The organism is Campylobacter sp. CNRCH_2015_0814 (assembly GCF_025772765.1).
Taxonomy (GTDB): domain Bacteria; phylum Campylobacterota; class Campylobacteria; order Campylobacterales; family Campylobacteraceae; genus Campylobacter_D.
In genome coordinates, this window is sequence record NZ_JAKMSR010000003.1 from 58,122 (window position 1) to 76,334 (window position 18,213).

General features: G+C 28.3%; 16 protein-coding genes. 5 read left to right on the forward strand and 11 right to left on the reverse strand.

Features of this window, described 5'->3' with window-relative positions; all coding sequences use genetic code 11:
* Position 1: 1 nt before the first annotated feature.
* The 10 genes from pglE to L8X24_RS02335 are packed head-to-tail and all read right to left on the reverse strand — an operon-like array spanning position 2 to position 11,276.
* Positions 2 to 1,162 carry a UDP-N-acetylbacillosamine transaminase gene (gene pglE, locus L8X24_RS02290; RefSeq protein ID WP_047208559.1) on the reverse strand — a complete coding sequence of 387 codons (1,161 nt, stop codon included), beginning with the start codon at positions 1,160 to 1,162 and terminating at the stop codon, positions 2 to 4.
* Positions 1,159 to 1,755: a UDP-N-acetylbacillosamine N-acetyltransferase gene (pglD, locus tag L8X24_RS02295; protein WP_263663430.1), complete on the reverse strand. Its 597-nt coding sequence runs from the start codon at positions 1,753 to 1,755 to the stop codon at positions 1,159 to 1,161. The genes pglE and pglD overlap by 4 nt, the downstream gene beginning before the upstream one ends.
* Positions 1,742 to 2,344: an undecaprenyl phosphate N,N'-diacetylbacillosamine 1-phosphate transferase gene (gene pglC, locus L8X24_RS02300; RefSeq protein WP_039626890.1), complete on the reverse strand. Its 603-nt coding sequence runs from the start codon at positions 2,342 to 2,344 to the stop codon at positions 1,742 to 1,744. Before pglC ends, pglD begins: the two co-directional genes overlap by 14 nt.
* Positions 2,337 to 3,464, reverse strand: coding sequence for a N,N'-diacetylbacillosaminyl-diphospho-undecaprenol alpha-1,3-N-acetylgalactosaminyltransferase (gene pglA, locus L8X24_RS02305; protein ID WP_263663431.1), 1,128 nt, complete (start codon positions 3,462 to 3,464; stop codon positions 2,337 to 2,339). Before pglA ends, pglC begins: the two co-directional genes overlap by 8 nt.
* Complete coding sequence (locus L8X24_RS02310; protein ID WP_263663432.1) at positions 3,461 to 5,599, reverse strand: STT3 domain-containing protein; 2,139 nt, start codon at positions 5,597 to 5,599, stop codon at positions 3,461 to 3,463. The genes pglA and L8X24_RS02310 overlap by 4 nt, the downstream gene beginning before the upstream one ends.
* Before the next feature lies 1 nt (position 5,600).
* Entirely contained in the window at positions 5,601 to 6,701 is a 1,101-nt protein-coding gene (locus L8X24_RS02315; protein WP_263663434.1) for a glycosyltransferase, read from the reverse strand.
* A gap of 1 nt (position 6,702) precedes the next feature.
* Positions 6,703 to 7,767: a glycosyltransferase gene (locus L8X24_RS02320; RefSeq protein ID WP_263663435.1), complete on the reverse strand. Its 1,065-nt coding sequence runs from the start codon at positions 7,765 to 7,767 to the stop codon at positions 6,703 to 6,705.
* Positions 7,764 to 9,458, reverse strand: a complete 1,695-nt coding sequence (locus L8X24_RS02325) for an ABC transporter ATP-binding protein (protein ID WP_263663436.1) — start codon at positions 9,456 to 9,458, stop codon at positions 7,764 to 7,766. Before L8X24_RS02325 ends, L8X24_RS02320 begins: the two co-directional genes overlap by 4 nt.
* A complete protein-coding gene (galE, locus tag L8X24_RS02330) occupies positions 9,452 to 10,438 on the reverse strand; it encodes a UDP-glucose 4-epimerase GalE (RefSeq protein ID WP_263663437.1) in 987 nt (328 codons plus the stop codon). The genes L8X24_RS02325 and galE overlap by 7 nt, the downstream gene beginning before the upstream one ends.
* A gap of 58 nt (positions 10,439 to 10,496) precedes the next feature.
* Positions 10,497 to 11,276 carry a 3'-5' exonuclease gene (locus L8X24_RS02335; RefSeq protein ID WP_263663438.1) on the reverse strand — a complete coding sequence of 260 codons (780 nt, stop codon included), beginning with the start codon at positions 11,274 to 11,276 and terminating at the stop codon, positions 10,497 to 10,499.
* Positions 11,277 to 11,346: 70 nt separating this feature from the next.
* On the opposite strand from L8X24_RS02335, the gene waaC reads away from it, so the two are divergent.
* The 5 genes from waaC to L8X24_RS02360 are packed head-to-tail and all read left to right on the forward strand — an operon-like array spanning position 11,347 to position 17,210.
* Positions 11,347 to 12,387 carry a lipopolysaccharide heptosyltransferase I gene (gene waaC / locus L8X24_RS02340; protein WP_263663439.1) on the forward strand — a complete coding sequence of 347 codons (1,041 nt, stop codon included), beginning with the start codon at positions 11,347 to 11,349 and terminating at the stop codon, positions 12,385 to 12,387.
* Positions 12,384 to 13,256 carry a lipid A biosynthesis lauroyl acyltransferase gene (locus L8X24_RS02345; protein WP_263663440.1) on the forward strand — a complete coding sequence of 291 codons (873 nt, stop codon included), beginning with the start codon at positions 12,384 to 12,386 and terminating at the stop codon, positions 13,254 to 13,256. The genes waaC and L8X24_RS02345 overlap by 4 nt, the downstream gene beginning before the upstream one ends.
* Before the next feature lie 8 nt (positions 13,257 to 13,264).
* Positions 13,265 to 14,812, forward strand: a complete 1,548-nt coding sequence (locus tag L8X24_RS02350) for a glycosyltransferase family 2 protein (protein WP_263663441.1) — start codon at positions 13,265 to 13,267, stop codon at positions 14,810 to 14,812.
* A gap of 3 nt (positions 14,813 to 14,815) precedes the next feature.
* The gene (locus L8X24_RS02355; protein WP_263663442.1) at positions 14,816 to 15,970 is read left to right on the forward strand and encodes a glycosyltransferase family 2 protein; all 1,155 of its coding nucleotides are present in this window, start codon (positions 14,816 to 14,818) and stop codon (positions 15,968 to 15,970) included.
* A 55-nt stretch (positions 15,971 to 16,025) separates the two neighbouring features.
* Positions 16,026 to 17,210, forward strand: a complete 1,185-nt coding sequence (locus L8X24_RS02360; RefSeq protein ID WP_263663443.1) for a glycosyltransferase family 2 protein — start codon at positions 16,026 to 16,028, stop codon at positions 17,208 to 17,210.
* Between the two features lie 54 nt (positions 17,211 to 17,264).
* Here the strand turns inward: L8X24_RS02360 and L8X24_RS07955 are convergent, their stop codons facing one another.
* Positions 17,265 to 18,212, reverse strand: coding sequence for a glycosyltransferase family 2 protein (locus L8X24_RS07955; RefSeq protein ID WP_318529556.1), 948 nt, complete (start codon positions 18,210 to 18,212; stop codon positions 17,265 to 17,267).
* Position 18,213 lies beyond the last annotated feature (1 nt).

An 18,213-nucleotide genomic window follows, 5' to 3' on the forward strand; every position in this document is an offset into this window, starting at 1 on the left:
CTTAGTCCTTTAAGGTGTTTAAGATTAAAGTAGAAACTTCCTCTACATCGGCTTTACTCATAGTAGTTGCGCTTGGAAGGCAAATTCCATTGCTAAAGAAAAACTCACTATTGCCATTTAAGTAAGCATCGCAACCTTTGTAAAGTTCTTGTAAATGCATCGGTTTCCAAAGCGGACGACTTTCGATTTTATTATCTTTTAAAACTTGTATGATTTTTAAAATTTTATCTTGAATTTGAACATTTTTATTTTCACATATACAATGTTTTTCATAAGTATTAAGTTTATTTAAATCAAAATCAAGTAAAGCAGTGCTTAGCCAGCGATTTGACTTGGTATTTTCAAGCTCATCTAAAAAAGTAAAAGTGCCACTTAAAAATTCTTTATACCAGCTATAAATTTCACGCTTTTTATTCACTCTTTCTTCTAAAACTTCCATTTGAGCAGTGCCGATTGCACCTAAGATATTGCTCATTCTATAATTATAGCCGTATTCTTTATGCTCATAATGAAGGCAATTTTCTCTAGCTTGAGTGCTATAAAATCTTGCTTTTTCAAGATTGGTATGATTTTCACTTACAAGCATACCACCACCACCTGTTGTGATGATTTTATTACCATTAAAAGAATATACTCCAAAATCCCCAAAAGTACCTAAAGCTTTATTTTTGTAAAAACTTCCCAAAGCTTCAGCGGCATCTTCGATTAAAAAAATCTCATTTTCTTTACAAATTTGGACAATCTCATCCATTTTAGAAGCATTACCATAAAGGTGTGTTAAAATAAGAGCTTTTGGCTTTTTAGGACTTTCTTTGATGGCTTTTTTTAATAAATTTACATCTAAATTATAAGTTTCATCACAATCAATAAACACAGGCGTAGCATTCATGTAAGAAATAGGTGCTACTGAAGCAATAAAAGTAAAGCTTGAAGCTAAAACCACATCGCCTTCTTTGATACCCAAAACTCTTAAAGCTAGATGAATAGCTGCAGTGGCTGCATTTAGAGCAAGTGCGTTAGAACTTTTTGTATAATCTTTAATACTTTGTTCTAAGGCATTAACAAACTCACCTAAAGGTGCTATATAATTACTTTCAAAAGCTTTGTGTATGTATTCTAATTCTTTTCCACTCATATGTGGCGCTGATAGAAAAAATCTCATTTTACCTCCTTTATTTTCTTAGCAGGAACTCCAGTATAAATACCTTTAGAAGTTAAATTTTTAACCACAACTGCTCCTGCACCTAAAGTTATATCATCATTTAAACTCATACAAGGAATAACGCTTGAATTAACTCCCAAAAAACAACGCTTTCCTATTTTTACATTTCCTGTTAGTTTAGCTCCAACGCTAATATGGCTAAACTCATCTACAAAACACTCATGCTCAATCACACAAGCAGTATTTAAAATCACACCTTTTGCAATGCTAGCTTTAGCATTAACTACGACATTTGGCATGATTAAAATACCCTCATCATCTAAAAAAGCACTTGGGCTAATAATAGCACTTTTGTGTATCAAATTTACTAATCTAAATCCATCTTCTTTTGCTTTTTTGAAAAGTTTTTCTCTAATAGAGTTTGCGCCAATAGCAATAAACATATCGTGTTTTTCTAAATTGGAGTGATATTTTAAGCCTTTATTGTCATCTAAAAAGATGATTTTTTCATACCCTAAATTTCTAGCTACATCAGCACAGACTAAACCATGCCCACTAGAACCATATATATAAATACTTTTAGTTGTGTCCATTGAATTTATCCGTTGTAGCTACTCCTTCTTTATTAACCCCACTTCTTTTTAAAACTTTAATAATGGTCATAAAAAAGATTTTAAGATCAAATAAAAAAGAGCAATTTTGCACATATTCTACATCATATTTAAATTTTTGCTCCCAAGAAATAGCATTGCGTCCATTGATTTGCGCCCAACCTGTAATGCCTGGTCTTACATCGTGGCGTTTTTTTTGCTCTTGATTGTATAAGGGCAAATATTCTACAAGTAAAGGTCTTGGGCCTATGAAGCTCATATCGCCTTTTAATACATTAAAAAGCTGTGGTAATTCATCTAAGCTCAAGCTTCTAACTAGTTTGCCAAAAGGCTTTAAGCGTAATTCATCAGGAAGTAATTCTCCATTTTCATCGGTTTCATCACTCATGGTTTTAAATTTATAAATATAAAAAATTTTTTCATTTAATCCTGGTCTTGCTTGTTTAAAAAGCACACTTCCTTGAACGATTTTTAAAACAATGCCTATAAGCACTATAAAGGGTAAAAAAATAATCAATAAAATCAAAGCCAAAAAAAAATCAAAAACACGTTTTAAACCATTTTTATACATTTATAAAACCCCTATAAAAGTCAAGATATTTCAAAGCTATGATATTTTCATCATAAATTTGTGCTCTAAGAAAAGCATTTTGTGCTAAAGTATTTTTTAGTTTTTCATCTTCTAATAAAACTGCGATTTTTTCGGCTAAATCTTTACTATCTTTGCATTTACAAATTAAACCATCTATGGCATTATCCACTGCCTCAATGCAACCCTCAGCATCACTTACCACGCATGCTTTTTTACAAGCTTGTGCTTCTAAAACCGTTCTTGGATAGCCTTCTTTATAGCTTGGTAAAACAAAAATATCGCATAAATTTAATAAATGTGCAATATCACTTCTTGCGCCAAGATAAAAAACATCATTTGAGTTTAAAAATTCTAATGGTGCACAAGATTTATTATCATCTCTTCCACCCACTAAAACAAAATTTGCCTTATCTTTTAAAATTTGACTTGCTTCATAAAATTCTTTAATACCTTTATGCCAAAGCGCTCTTGAAATCATTAAAACGATAGGCTTATTGGGCATATTGTGTTCTCTTAAAAAAGCTTGTTTTTCTTCTGTGCTAATTTTTAAAGGTAAAAATTGTTTTAAATTTAGCCCTACGGATTTGATGATTTTGATTTTTTCTTCTTTTAAGCCTAAATTTTTCATAAATAAAGCATTGCTTTCATTGACAAAAATAAAACCATTAGCAAGTTTAAAAGAAATTTTATAAAGTAAATTAATGCTCATTCTTACTAATTTGCTTTTAAAATCATCATCTATATAAAAACTTCCTAAGCCCTCAACCAAACCAAAAGTGTATTTAATGCCCGCCATTTTAGCTGCTATAATACCTGTTGTATTGCTTTTGTGGGCACTTGTTTGTAAAAGATCTAAATTTAAACTTTTGAGTGTATTTTTTAAACTAAGTAGATTTTTAAAAACGACTAAAGGGTTAACGCTTGATCTGGCTAAATCATAAAAGCAAACCTTGTAACCTAGCTCTTGTAATTTAATAGCAAAATCATCTTTTGGAGTGATGATTATAACTTCATGATTATTTTTTTCTAAAGCCCTAATGAGTGCAAGACGAAAATAATACACACTCATTGCACTATGGGTTAAAATTCCTATTTTCATCTTTTTAGCCTATAAATTTTTGCTCTTGCATCATTAGTGACTTGTTCAAATAAATCTTGATCATATTGATTTAATAAAAACATTTGTATATAAGCACTATTATAAAGACTTTCATCTAAAATCACAAAGCTTTTGTATTCTCTTAAAAAGAGCAAATAAATTTGAGCTTTTGAATCAATTTCATTGTAATAAAATTTGCCATTAGTGATGGATTCTATATCCACAAAAGCTTTTAAAGGTATACTTGCACCTTCTACTTTTAAGGCTCTAAAATCATTAATAATTTCTACTCCATTATCAAGCATAACAGAACCTGTAGTTTTATCTTGAGCTATGGCATTAGCTTGGGAGAAAAATAAACTTTTTTCTTGCTCTCCATTGTCAGGATTTGTATTTGCAAATTGTGCCACCACAGGCATGATACGCAACATTCTATAAGGCATATAAATATATACATCTCTAGTTTTATTGGTATCAAATTTAAAATCTTTATCATTTAAACTTTCTAAAAAATCTTTAGCACTTGTTTGGTTATAATCTTTAACCATGGCTTTTAACACATCAGGATAGTTTTCTTTGAAAGATTTTTCAGTGTATTCTACGCTAAGTCTTGCCATATTGGCTGCTGGAATTTGTTCTTTACTTAAGACAAAAGATGAGAAAAAATTATCTTTTCCTAGGTGTTTTCCACCATCGATTAAGGTTTTTACATCGCTATAATAGCGTATTGGATAACCATAATCCCACCAAGCAACGACATAATCTTCTCTTTGAGCTTTATTTTTTAAATCATTTAAAATACTAGCTTCATAAGAAGTAAAAACAGTAGAGGATTTATAATAATAAATATGCATCAAAGCAGGGCTTATGCTAAAAAATGCAATGAGTATGAGTAAGATATTTTTATTTCTTAGACTAAGTTTGATTTGTTTTTTTTCTAAAAAATTAAAAAATACATATAAAAAATACCCAAAACCCAAAGCCATCACAGGAACTGCATAAATAGTAAATCTAAGTCCAGCTCTTAAAGCCATAAAACCTAGTGCAAGCATAGGTAGAGCCAAAAGCATGCTTTTATGATCTTTACAAAGTAAGATAAAACCTATAAAAGAAAGGATAAATACTAAAACACTAGAGCTAATTCTTTGCATAAACACTTCAGGATCGATAGTATTTACTTCCATAATAGTTTCATTAACATTAAAATACACAAAGGCAGCATCTTTTAAATTTTGTACATCAGAAGCTTTAAAAACGTAAAATTTAAGTTGATATAAAACAGGATCTAAGCCACCACTTAAATGTAAAATCAAAATGCTAATAAAAATCAAAGCCCAAATCATATAAAAATTAATTTTTTCTTCTTTAAAAGCAAAAATAGCAAATAATAATACAATCAAAGCAAGTTTATATTGCCATGCTAGCATACTTAAAGCTATGATCATTAAAGCAATAGCTAGATAAAAAATCTTTTCTTTTCTATGAAATACTAAAGTATAAAGTCCAAAAAGTCCTATCATAGCAAAATTTAAAGAATAACTTGATGGATACCACCATAAATAAATCATGATGAAAATTGGACTTAAAAGTAGGGTGAAAATGTCTTTATTAATAGTTAAGCGTATAAAAGTAAGTAAAACAAGCATTGGTAAAACTAACACTAGCATATCTGTATCATAATACCCGCTCATAGTGCGGTTATAATAACTATTTGCAATGCTTCCAAGCAAGGCTGCTATAAAGCCATAGGTAGTGAGTTTATACTCTCTTGCGATTAATATAATAGGCACAACAATCAAAGAAGCAAAAAAAGTACTCATATATAAAATAATACTTTCAAAGCTAAAAGGCAAAATACTATAAAGCCAGTAAGTCAAAGTAGAAAGTGAGCTTCCAAAATAAGATAAGTCATTGGGTTGATGAAAACCTGCTATCATATCCCTTGCACCTTCTGCAAAAGCATAGCCATCATTAGTAGTAATCATAAGTTGATCATTAAAGAAAAACTCATAAAACTCACTTGCCCAAGCTACCCAGTATAATCTACACAAAACACTAAAAGCAAAGGCTATAAGGATTAAAATACAGGTATATTTTATAGAATTATTATCAGTGAAATTTTGTCGTAGTTTCATTTTATGCCTTGTTGAAAAATTCAAATAATTGCTTTGCTATACTAATTTTATCAAATTCTTTTGCACGTAAAAAAGCCTTTTGTCTATATGAAGCTTTTAATGCTTCATCATTGCACATTTTTTCTAAGCCTTCTTGCATGGCTTTTTCATCATCTACTTTTACTAAAAGTCCAAACTCATCATCTAAAAATAGCTCCCTTGCGCCACTTTTATGATCAGTGCAAAGCACGGCAGTATTACAAGCTAGGCATTCGATTAAAACATTAGAAAAGCCTTCAAAACTTGAAGCAAAAGCAAAAAAGTCACATTTGCTCATGTATTTATAAGGATTTTTGTCAAAACCTAGTAAAAAGACTTTATCTTTTAAATTTAAAGTTTCTATTAAAGCCAAAAGCTCATCTTTTAAAATACCCTCGCCTAAAATGATTAATTTTAAATCAGTTTTAACTTTTGCATAAGCTCTTATAAGCATAGCATGATTTTTACCATGATCAAGTCTGCCAACACTAAGTATAAAAGGTTCTTTAAAGTCGATTGCTTCTTTAGATTTTTCTATAATGCTTTCTAAATCTATGGCATTGTATAAAATATCACATTTTTTAGCCTCTATATTGAAATTTTGTATTAAATCTTCTTTGTTTCCTATAGAATTTGCTAAGATTAAATCTGCTTTATTGTAAAGTTTTTTAATAAGAAATTTATTGATAAAAGAATTTAGATTATTATGTTTATAAATTACACTTGGAGTGGTGCATTCATTGATAATAAGGGTTGATTTAAGTCCTAGGGATTTTGCCATTAACGCAATATAATTAGGTCTATTTAATAATACAAATTGCAAGTTGATTTTTAAATCTTCACAAAGTTTTTTGTATTTCATAGCTAGCAAGGGTAGTTTTAAAAATTTAGCTAAGTTACTTTCACTTGGACTTGATTTTTCAAGATAGTGGATATTAACTTCAGGAATATCATATGATATTTTATCATTCATTAAAATCAAATGCACTTCATATTTTAAATTTAATACAGGCAATAGCGTAGATACAACCCTTTCAGCACCACCACTTCCTAAAGAATAAATAAAAATTGCTAGTTTTTTCATGTTAAACCCTTACTTCTTTGATCAAATCAAGCCATTTTTGTGCTACATTGGCCACTTCATAATCTTTACATCGCTGCTGTGCATTAAGCGCTAGTGTTTTTCTTAAATTTTCATCTTGCATTAAAAGGGCGAGTTTTTCGCTTAAAGCTTTTTCATCATCTAAATCTACTAAAAATCCATCTTTTCCATTATCAATTAAATCTTTATGGCCGCTCGTGTATTTAGTGCTAATGCGTGCTACTTGATAATATAAACTTTCAAGTAAAACTGTTGGCAAGCCTTCTATGAAAGAGCAAAGGCAGATTATTTTTGCTTTTTTATAAAGCTCTTGCATATTTTCAACTTTACCTAAAAAATTAACCTTGATATTTAAATTCTTAGCTTCTTGTTCTAAATCTTGTCTTAATTCTCCATCGCCTGCTATGAAAAAATTGTATTGTTTTTGTAAATTTGTATCTAGCCTTGCTATGGCTTTTAAAAACATAGAAGCATTTTTATTATGATCAAGTCTGCCTACGAAAATGACATTATTTTCTTTTTCTAAATTTTCTTTAATAGGGCTAAAATGACAAGGATTTGGCATATTGATAACTTTTTTAACAAAGTTTTCATAATAATTTTTATCATCATTACTTAACACGGTTAGAGCATTTGCATGAGGAAAACTTATACGGCGTAAAAATTTCCAAATTTTAGATTTTAAATAAGTATAAGAGCTATGCTCGCTAATGATTAAAGGTGTATTAGAACCTTTATTTGCCCAAACGCAAGCGATGTTAGTGGTATCTAAAAATGAGATAAAAATATCGCTTTTATGCTCTTTAAGTGCTTGTTTTAAGGCTTTGAATTTTTTAATGCGTGAGGCTATTTTATTATAAAGAGTGGAAAAGTCAAACTGCTCTAGGGTAAAAAGTTTGATTTTTGGATCAAGCTTGTAAAAAGAGTCTTCTTTGTGAAATTTAATAATATTTATTTCATGATTTTTGCAAAGCTCATTAGCTAAAGTGACCAATACTCTTTCAGCGCCACCTGAATTTAAAGTAGCTATGATGAAAGTGATTTTCATACTTGTTCCTTTAAATGTCCATGTTTTACTTCAAATACTCTATCGCAACCTTGTATAGTTGAAAGTCTATGAGCTATGATGATGAGGGTTTTATCTTTTGAAATTTTATAGATTTCTTCCATGATTTTTGCTTCACTTTCTTGATCAAGAGCACTAGTTGCTTCATCTAAAACTAAAATTTCAGGTTGTTGATAAAGCGCTCTTGCTATGGCTATTCTTTGTCTTTGGCCTCCACTTAAAAACGAACCTGAATCACCCACCTTAGTATGCACTCCATCTTCAAGTGAATTTACAAAGCTTTCAAGATTAGCTTGTTTGATCACCTTATGCAAAAGTGCTTCATCCACTTCTTCTCCAAAGCTAATATTTTTAGCAATAGAATCATTAAAAAGATAAATTTGTTGAGGTATGTAGCCAATTTTACTTCTAAAACTTTTTATATTGCTCTCATCAAGCTTAATTCCATCTACAAAAATAGCTCCATCGCTTGGTTTTAAAAGCCCTATGATAAGATCAACTAAAGTACTTTTACCACTTCCACTTTTACCTATAAAAGCGATTTTTTCATTTTTTTTAAGCTCAAAATTTAAATTTTTAAATAAATTTTTCTTACCCTTATAAGCAAAGAAAAGATTTTTCAAAACGATTTTTTCTTTAAATTCAATACTTTCATCGCCTAACTTTTCTTCTTTTTCATTAAGCATATTATAAATAATATCTAAAGAGTTTTTATAATATGTGATTTCATTGTAACTTGTGATGATACGATTAGCACTTGGCATAAGCCTATAAAGAGCTACTACGAAAATAGTAATGGTTGCTAAGATAGATGAAATATCACTTTCATATCTTAAAACTAAATACACTACAATAAAACAAAGCATACAAAAACCTATACCTTCAAGGTAAATTCTAGGTATGCTTGACATGCTTTCATTGCTAATGTTTGCTTTGGCAAAAAGCCCACTTTGAATTTCATAAAGCTTTTGTGTGCTTTGTTCTTTGGTTTTGAGTTTGATGATTTTAAGGTTGTTTAAATTTGCATTTAAAATTTCAAAATAATTTTTCATCGCCTCTTCTCTAGCTATGGAAGCTTTTTTTACCAAGGGTGAGAGGATTTTAATCAAAATAAAAGCATTTAAAAGTAAAAAAGCACTTAAAGCTAGGGTGATTTTATAGTTGATAATTAGCAATAAAGTATAAAGCAAAAACACCACAAAGCTTTCACTTAGCATAAGTAAAAATGCACTAATTAAAGTACTTAAATGAAATACTTCTTGAGTGATAGTTTTTAAAAGTTCTGATTGATTTTTATTAGTAAAATTTTCATATTCAAGATGTAAGTATTTATCAAAAATACGACAAGCAAGGCTGTGATAGCGCCCTTTAGAAAAACGCGCAAGCAAATGAAAATAAAAGGCATTTAAAAAGGCTCTAAAAATATAAAAGGCGATTAATATACAGCCAAAATAAGCAATAATCTTATAGCTTGGTAGATTAAAATACTCATAGATAGGTTGAAAATAGGAGCTTTTTTCTAAAAGCTCAAAATTACTCGCTACCGATACAAAAGGCATGATCAAAGAAATAGCAAAGCTTTCTATAAATCCTATAAAAATAGAAAAAATTAGTAAGGCAAATAAAAATTTCTTATCATGAGCATTGAGTATGAAAAAAAGTTTTTTTAACACTGTTTTTCCCACTCATAAGCACTTTTACAGATTAATTCTAAATCATCATATTTTGGTTTCCAATTAGTTAGAGTTTTGATTTTATCCGCATTTGAAATAAGCACAGAAGGATCCCCAGCTCTTTTTGGTGCAAGTTCTACTGTGAAATCTACTCCACTTACTTTTTTCATGGTTTCAATAACTTCTTTTACGCTAAAGCCATGCCCATAGCCTACATTGAAAATATTACTTTCATTGTTTTCTAGGTATTCTAAAGCAGCTAAATGCGCACTTGAAATATCATCAACATGGATAAAATCTCTAATACAAGTACCATCTTTAGTATTATAATCATCGCCAAAAATATAAAGTTTTTCTCTTTTTCCTGTGGCTACTTCAGCAGCAACCTTGATAAGTAAAGTAGCTTTTGGATAGCGTTGACCTATAGGATAACTCATGCAAGCACCTGCTACATTGAAGTATCTTAAAATGCAGTATTTAAATTCAGGATTAGCCATATTAGCATCTTGTAAGACTTTTTCACTCATTAGTTTGCTTTGTCCATAAGGATTAATCGGTGCTAATGGACTTTGCTCATCTACAATAGGAGTTTGTGGTTCTCCATAAGTAGCTGCGGTTGAAGAAAAAATGAATTTTTTCACACCTGTTTCTAAACAAGTTTGGATTAGATTACTTGTATTTGCGGTATTGTTCATATAGTATTTTAAAGGATTTTCCATACTTTCAGGAACTTCAATGCTAGCTGCAAAATGCACAATCGCATCAAAATTTTCTTCTTTGAAAAGTTTTTTAATCCCAGCATAATCGCTTAAATCTTGCTCAAAAAACTTAAAAGGTCTGATTTTAGAAAGTTCATCCAAACTTTTTTTGCTACCTTTTGAAAGATTATCTAATACACAAATTTCATGATTTGTTTCTAAAAATTGTTTTAAAGTATGAGAGCCTATGTATCCTGCGCCACCGGTGATTAAAATTTTCATTTTTATCCTTTTTGTGATATTTAATAATAGTTATTTTAATATACTTTTCTTAATTAATTTAAAACTTGTTCTTTTCTTTTTCTATGGCCTCTAAAAATGGCTTTTGATAGCTTTTATCACTATGTTTTTGCAAAAGTTCTTCTTTGAAATTTTCTAAAATATTAAGATAATCTTCTTGGGTTAAGTTGCCCTTGATGAGTTCGTATTTTAAAAATAGCATATAAGTGTTTAACACATCACTTTCACAGTATTCGTGAATTTTTTCTAATTTGTTTTGATAAAAGAGTTCTAATACCTCATTTCCATGCACATCATATTTTCCAGGAAGTCCTGCCATAACACAAAGTGTGTCAAGTCTTAAGCCTTTTTGACCAAAACTTCCTAAAGATTCTAATAAATCACAATGTTTATTTTCTACAAATTTACTTTTGTAGTTATTCCATTTATCGCTTGCGTCTAAATAAGCACTTGCGTTGATATTGTATTTTAATGCTCTTATAACAAGCAAAGGCATATCATAGCTTTTACCATTAAAACTTACAAGGCGGGGTTGGTGCTTGTCTATGAAGTTAAAAAACTCTTCTAGCATTTGCTTTTCATTTTCGCCCTTGATTTTATTAACTTTGATGAAATTTCCAAATTTATCTGCAATCACCGCACAAATGCTTACAACTTTATGAAAAGGCAGGGGTAAAAATTCACTCCCGCTTTCTTCTTTTTGTCTTTCTAAGGCTTGCTTGCTAATGCTTAAATCATCGCCATTAAAATCATAAAGATGTTTTATCAACTCTACATCAGGAATGCTCTCACAATCAAAAACGCAAATATATTCTTGCATGATAAACCTTTTTTTAAAAAAATCTTTGTTAAAATCATAACAGAAAATTTAAAATTAGGTTTAATATAAAATGAAAATAGCAATTGTAAGACTTTCTGCTTTGGGCGATATTATTCAATCTGCGATCGTTTTGCAGTTTATTAAAAAAATAAACAAAAATATTGAAATTCATTGGTTTGTCGATAAAAGATTTGCTAATTTATTACAAGATCATCCTTTGATAGATGAACTTTATGTGTTACCTTTAAAAGATAAAAAATTCAAAGAAACCTTTGCAATACTTTTTGAAGCCAGGCAAAATAAATATGATGTTGTGATTGACTTGCAAGGTTTGATTAAATCAGCTGTGGTCAGTAGAATTTTAGGCTCTAATGTTTTTGGTTTTGATAAAAATGGTTTAAGGGAAACTTTTGCGCATAATTTTTATAGCCAAAAATTTGATGCAAGTTATAATGAAAATGTGTACATTCGGTATTTATCTCTTGTGCACTATGCTTTTAATGAAGAATTTGATTATAAAGAAATTTATCATAAACAAGCAGTTTTTCCTTTGGATGAGGAGATTAAAGATGAATTGATTCAAAGAATTGATTTTAATCAAAATTTAAAAAATATATTAATCCATGTTGGTTCTGCAGAGGATAATAAAATATATTCTATAACGAAAATGGCATTATTGTGTAAAATGCTTGTAAATACTTTTTCAGAAATTAATATTTATCTTTGTTGGGGCAATCAAAAAGAATATTACTTATCACAGGAATTAATTCAATTAAGTCAAATTGTTAATTCTTCAACTCAAGCATTAATTCAACTGCCAAAATTATCTTTAAAAGAATTAATATGCATGACAAAGATAAGTGATTTGGTTATAGGTAATGATAGTGGACCTACTCATTTAGCTTTTGCGCTAAATAAACCTTCTATAACTATATTTGGCGCTACATGGGATAGTCGTGTGTGCATTGAAACTCAGATTAATAAAACCATAAGTGCGGGCAAAAAATTTGATACTAATGTTAAATTTAAATTTGATAGAAGTGATTTTTGCATACAAAATATCGATGAAAAAGATATTTTTAAACTAGCTTGTGAGCTTTTAGAAAAATGATAAATTATGTATATCTAAGTCTTTTTTATATATTAAAAACTCTTGTGAAGATTTTACCTTCAAAGCTTTTGAACTCTTTTGTAAATTTGGTTGCTCTAATCACTTATAGGCTTAATCACAAACACCGCAAAATCATTGATACAAACTTAAAAATTTGCTTTCCTGAAAAAGATCAAAAATGGCGTGATGAAACTAGTCTTAATATCTATAAAAATTTTGCTAAATTTGGGATTGATTTTATCAAAAATCAAAATGCAAGTAAAGAAGAAATCATCAATAAAATTTGCTTTGATGATGAGGAGCAAATTTTAAATATAATGCAAAGTAAAAGACCCTTGATCGTAACTACGGCTCATTATGGTAACTGGGAACTTTTGGCTTTATCTTTTGGGGCTAAATTTCAAGGAATTTCCATAGTTGGAAGAGCGCTTGATAGTATGATAATGGATAAAATTTTAAGTAAAAATCGCACGCAATTTAACATAGAGCTTATAGAAAAAAAGGGTGGTCTTAAAAAAATGCTAAAAGCCTTAAAAGAAGGCAGATCGCTTGGAATTTTAACCGATCAAGATGCGGTAGATGGTGAAAGTGTAAAAATACAATATTTTAACCAAGAAGTAAATTTTATAGCAGGTGCAAGTGTGCTTGCCAAAAAAACAAATGCTATGATTTTACCTTGTTTTGTGTATCAAAAAGATGAGAAATTTTTTGTAAAAACTTTTAAGGCTTTAGACGCAAGTAAAGCAAGTATAGAAGAGCTTACTAAGTATCAAGCAAAGTGTTGTGAAGAGATGATTAAATTTAAACCTGATGAGTATTTTTTCTTTCATAAGAGATTTAAAAGATACAATCATGAGTTGTATTTGTAGGATTTAAAATGGATTTAAAGCAAATTAGTGTGATAATGATTGTTAAAAATGCTCAAAAAACCTTAAAAGCTTGCTTGGAATCTTTGCAAGAATTTGGCGAGATAGTTTTGATAGAAAATGATAGCAATGATGATACTTTGAAAATTGCTTATGAATTTAGTAAAAACTATAAAAATATCAAGATTTATCAGCATAAATTTATAGGTTTTGGACCTTTGAAAAATTTAGCCATAAGTTATGCTAGTAATGATTGGATTTTTAATATTGACGCAGATGAACTTGCTAAGAAAGAATTTTTACAAGAGTTAAGGAAAATTGAGCCTAATAAAGAAGATATCATAGCCTTACCAAGAGAAAATTTATACAATGGAGAGTGGATTAAAGCTTGTGGGTGGTGGCCCGATCATGTAATGCGGGTGTTTAATAAAACCTATACTAATTTTAATGAAAATTTGGTACATGAGAGTTTGATTTTACATGAAGATAGCAAAAAGATTAAGTTGCAAAATGGTTTGAGGCATTTTGCTTTTGAAGATATCGATAGTTTGTTAGATAAGCTTCAAAAATACTCCAAGCTTTGGGCTTTGCAAAATTTACACAAAGAAAGTAGTGTTTGCAAGGCATTGCTAAGAGGAATTTGGACTTTTTTTAGAAATTATGTTTTAAAAAAGGGAATTTTTTATGGCTATAAAGGCTTTATCATAAGTACTTGCAATGGCCTTGGAGCTTTTTTTAAATATATGAAATTGTATGAACTTAAAAAGCAAAAGCCAAAAACTTGTGCTTTAATCATCACAACCTATAATCAAAAAGAAAGGCTTGCTTTGGTGCTTGATAGTGTTAAAAACTTAGAGCCTTTACCAGATGAGGTTTTAATAGCTGATGATGGAAGCAGGGAAGATACGGCTAAACTTATACAAACTTATCAAAAAGATTTTCCTTGTAAGTTAGAGCATATTTGGCAAGAAGATGAGGGGTTTAGACTAAGTGAGATTAGAAATAAAGCTATTAAAACTTCTAAAAGCGAATATATAATCGTCATAGATGGAGATATGATTTTAGAAAAAAACTTCATTAATGATCATTTGAAATTTGCACAAAAAAAAGTATTTTTGCAATGTTCTAGAGTGATTTTAAATGAAAGAGAAAGCAAAGAACTTTTAAGCAAAAAAGATTTTAGTTTAGCATTTAATAAAAAGGGTTTTAAAAATCAAAGAAATATTTTTTTAGCCAAATGTATATATAAATTTTCAAGACTAACTAAGAAATTTTTTAAAAAATCACAACTCGTTAAAGGTATAAGAGGTTGTAATATGAGCTTTTATAAAAGTGATTTTGAAGCCATTGAGGGATTTAATGAAAAATTTATAGGCTGGGGTAGGGAAGATAGTGAGTTTGTAGCTAGATTTTTATTTAATGACGGAGCATTTAAAAGGCTTAAATTTAATGCTCTAGCTTATCATATTTACCATGAAGAAAACAGCAAAAATATGCTTGAAATCAATCACCAAATTTATCTTGAAACTATAAAAAATAAAAAAATAACTTGGAGATAAAGCATGAAAAAAGTAGGCGTAGTAATCCCCATATACAATGTAGAAAAATATCTAAAAGAATGTTTAGATAGTGTAATCAATCAAACTTACACTAACTTAGAAATCATACTAGTAAATGATGGTAGTACAGATGAAAACTCACTTAATATTGCAAAAGAATATACTCTAAAAGATAAAAGAATAACTCTTTTTAATAAAAAAAATGGTGGTTTAAGTAGTGCAAGAAATGTAGGTATAGAATATTTTTATGGTGAATATGAAATACAATATATTAAAAAAGAAAATGAATTAAATGTTTTTAAGATTATTGGCGATAATCCACAAAATATTTATAAAATTTATAAGTACAAAAATACTTTAATTGATGATAAATTAGAAATTCCAAAGATTGATTATATTATCTTTTTAGATTCTGATAATTATTGGGAGTTAAACTGCATAGAAGAGTGCGTTGCGAGAATGCAAAATGTAGATGTATTGTTATTTGATTATAAATGTATTTATGAAGATGGGATTAAAGATAAAGGTAAAGAAACGAGATTTCAAAAATTTTCTTACAATGATGAATGTATTATTAGTCCAAAAGAATATGCGCAAAGAGCAGAAGACGTTGGTATGAGAGATATTTCTTTTGGTGTTATGGGGATGATAGATTTTGACTTTTTAAGGTCTATAAAATTAAAGTTTATTAATTATGTCATCAATGAGGATATACATTTTGGTATGGTTTTATTTGCTTGTGCTAAGTCTATTTGTATTTTGCCTAAACCATTATATATTTGTATTTTAAGATCTAATAGTATATCCAATCACGATAAAAAAATTACAAAAGCAAATGTATCAGAGTACTTTAAAGATTTATATGAATTTTTTGGTGAAAATGCTAAAGAGGCAAAAAACTATTTAAAATCAGCAAGTAGAATGATAACAGCTTTAGAATTAATAGATTTTTTTAAAGATCAAAAGAGTGAAAATGCATTGGCTATAAAAGAGACTTTTTTATCTTTTTATGTAAAAAAAGCTTTGATGATTAAAAAATTTAAAAAAGATCCTTTAAATTTAAAGGAAAAATTACCTATTATTATACCATATGTTGAGACAAGAATTCCTTATGATATTTGGAAGTTTTGGCAAAAAGTAAAAAAGTTTTTTAAATAATTTAATGTTTCATCTTAAAACTTAAAAAAATAAAAAAATAACTTGGAGATAAAGCATGAAAAAAGTAGGCGTAGTAATCCCCATATACAATGTAGAAAAATATCTAAAAGAATGTTTAGATAGTGTAATCAATCAAACTTACACTAACTTAGAAATCATACTAGTAAATGATGGTAGTACAGATGAAAACTCACTTAATATTGCAAAAGAATATACTCTAAAAGATAAAAGAATAACTCTTTTTAATAAAAAAAATGGTGGTTTAAGTAGTGCAAGAAATGTAGGTATAGAATATTTTAGTGGAGAATATAAACTCAAAAATAAAACTCAAACTATAAAAGAAAATTCTTTAATAGAATTTAATATAGAAGGTAATAATCCTTATGAAATATATACTGTATATAAAAGCTATAAAGCTTTTAATGATGAACAAGATTTAACTAGCTTTACTTATCCTATTATAGATTATATTATCTTTTTAGATTCTGATGATTATTGGGAATTAAACTGCATAGAAGAATGTATACCTAGAATGGATGGGGTAGATGTGGTGTGGTTTGATATGATTGAATATCACGAAATTAATAACAATGAGTGGAGACAGTATACTAGACTAGAAAAAATAAATATAAAACAAGAATGCAAAATCGATTCTTATACATGGGTTAAGTGTTTAGCAAAAAGCCCTATGAAAGATTTTGCTTTTGCATGTTTTGGTGTAATAAATTTTAATTATCTAAAAGATAAAAAAATAAAATTTAAAGATTATATCTTTGCTGAGGATCATTTGTTTGGAATTTTGCTTTTTTCTCAGGCTAAAAGCATTTATATTTATCCTAAAATATTTTATTATTATAGAATTCGAGCAAATTCTTTGACAAATCAAGATAAAAAAATCACTAAAGATAATATACTTCCATATTTTAAAGATATATTTATTGCATTTGAAGAGAATGCAACTTTAGCAAAAGAGTATTTTAAATGCGCTAGTTGGGTGCAAACTAGCTTAGAATTAGTGCAATTTATAGAAAATTATCATGATAAAAAAATTTCTTCATTGTTGAAAGATACTATTTTGTATTTTTATGTCAAAAATGCATTTAAAATTAAAAAATTTGATAAAGATCCTTTGTATATTAAAGAGAAATTACAAATATTGCAACCTTATAGAATTTTAAAAATAAAATATAAAATACGCAATTTTTTAATTGTATTAAAACATAAAATAATTAAAATATAAATTCTATTTTTGTCTTAGATTGGAAATAAGTTATATATTATATAGATTATTTAACTAAAATGCTTGGTTAAAAAATTGTAAAAATGTATAATATTTTATTATGGTTTTGTTATATGTTTTTCTACATTTGTAAGGTATATAATTAAATTTTAATTTAGCTTTTTTTATTTCCCTATGCAGTTTATTTATAATCAAATCGGTAATTAATTTTTTTAAAAGATTGTAAATATTTTTATCTATATTGTTTTTGTTGTTTTTCAAAAAAGATTGTAAAAATTTAATTACTTTTTGTTCGTCTATTAAATTTTTTTGAATTATCATTACATCTTTTGTATTAATTGAACTTTTGCAGTTTTGAAAATAATAATATATATTTTTTGAGCCAGTAGTTACTGTTTTGCAATTTAATATAATGAAAAAAAAGACTAAAGCATCTTCTGCCATTGTTAATTTTGTTTGGTTTTGACTTTCTAAGTATAATAGTGCATTTAAATAGATTTGTTTTTTTATTAATTTTGAACAAAGATTCCAATAGCATATGTTCTTTTTTTGTTTTAATATAAGTTGGCAATATTCAGATATAGTATAAAATTTGTCTTTTAAAAAATTGTCTTTACTGATAATCCCTTGTTTGTCGTATAGAAAGTTAAACCATATTAAATCAATGTTTTTTTCCTTGTTTAAAGCATTTATACATTCTTCACAAGCATTAAGCTCCAAATAATCATCAGGATCTAAAAACATTATATAGGGTGAGCTTGAATTTAATACACCTATATTTCTACTAGCAAAAGTTCCTAAGTTTTCTTCATTATGTATGATTTTTATTCTATTATCTTTGCTAGCATATTCTTTAGCTATATCTATACTTTTATCATTACCAACATCATCTACTACAATGATTTCTATATCTTTAAAAGTTTGGTTAGTACAACTTTCTAATGCTCTGGCTATATATTTTTCTACATTATAAGTTGGCAGTATGATGGAAATTTGACCCATT

Bases quoted from the DNA above. Each gene is read 5' to 3' on its own strand.
- pglE (WP_047208559.1), bottom strand. From the start codon at position 1,162: ATGAGATTTTTTCTATCAGCGCCACATATGAGTGGAAAAGAATTAGAA.
- pglD (WP_263663430.1), bottom strand. From the start codon at position 1,755: ATGGACACAACTAAAAGTATTTATATATATGGTTCTAGTGGGCATGGT.
- pglC (WP_039626890.1), bottom strand. From the start codon at position 2,344: ATGTATAAAAATGGTTTAAAACGTGTTTTTGATTTTTTTTTGGCTTTG.
- pglA (WP_263663431.1), bottom strand. From the start codon at position 3,464: ATGAAAATAGGAATTTTAACCCATAGTGCAATGAGTGTGTATTATTTT.
- L8X24_RS02310 (WP_263663432.1), bottom strand. From the start codon at position 5,599: ATGAAACTACGACAAAATTTCACTGATAATAATTCTATAAAATATACC.
- L8X24_RS02315 (WP_263663434.1), bottom strand. From the start codon at position 6,701: ATGAAAAAACTAGCAATTTTTATTTATTCTTTAGGAAGTGGTGGTGCT.
- L8X24_RS02320 (WP_263663435.1), bottom strand. From the start codon at position 7,767: ATGAAAATCACTTTCATCATAGCTACTTTAAATTCAGGTGGCGCTGAA.
- galE (WP_263663437.1), bottom strand. From the start codon at position 10,438: ATGAAAATTTTAATCACCGGTGGCGCAGGATACATAGGCTCTCATACT.
- L8X24_RS02335 (WP_263663438.1), bottom strand. From the start codon at position 11,276: ATGCAAGAATATATTTGCGTTTTTGATTGTGAGAGCATTCCTGATGTA.
- waaC (WP_263663439.1), top strand. From the start codon at position 11,347: ATGAAAATAGCAATTGTAAGACTTTCTGCTTTGGGCGATATTATTCAA.
- L8X24_RS02345 (WP_263663440.1), top strand. From the start codon at position 12,384: ATGATAAATTATGTATATCTAAGTCTTTTTTATATATTAAAAACTCTT.
- L8X24_RS02350 (WP_263663441.1), top strand. From the start codon at position 13,265: ATGGATTTAAAGCAAATTAGTGTGATAATGATTGTTAAAAATGCTCAA.
- L8X24_RS02355 (WP_263663442.1), top strand. From the start codon at position 14,816: ATGAAAAAAGTAGGCGTAGTAATCCCCATATACAATGTAGAAAAATAT.
- L8X24_RS02360 (WP_263663443.1), top strand. From the start codon at position 16,026: ATGAAAAAAGTAGGCGTAGTAATCCCCATATACAATGTAGAAAAATAT.
- L8X24_RS07955 (WP_318529556.1), bottom strand. From the start codon at position 18,212: ATGGGTCAAATTTCCATCATACTGCCAACTTATAATGTAGAAAAATAT.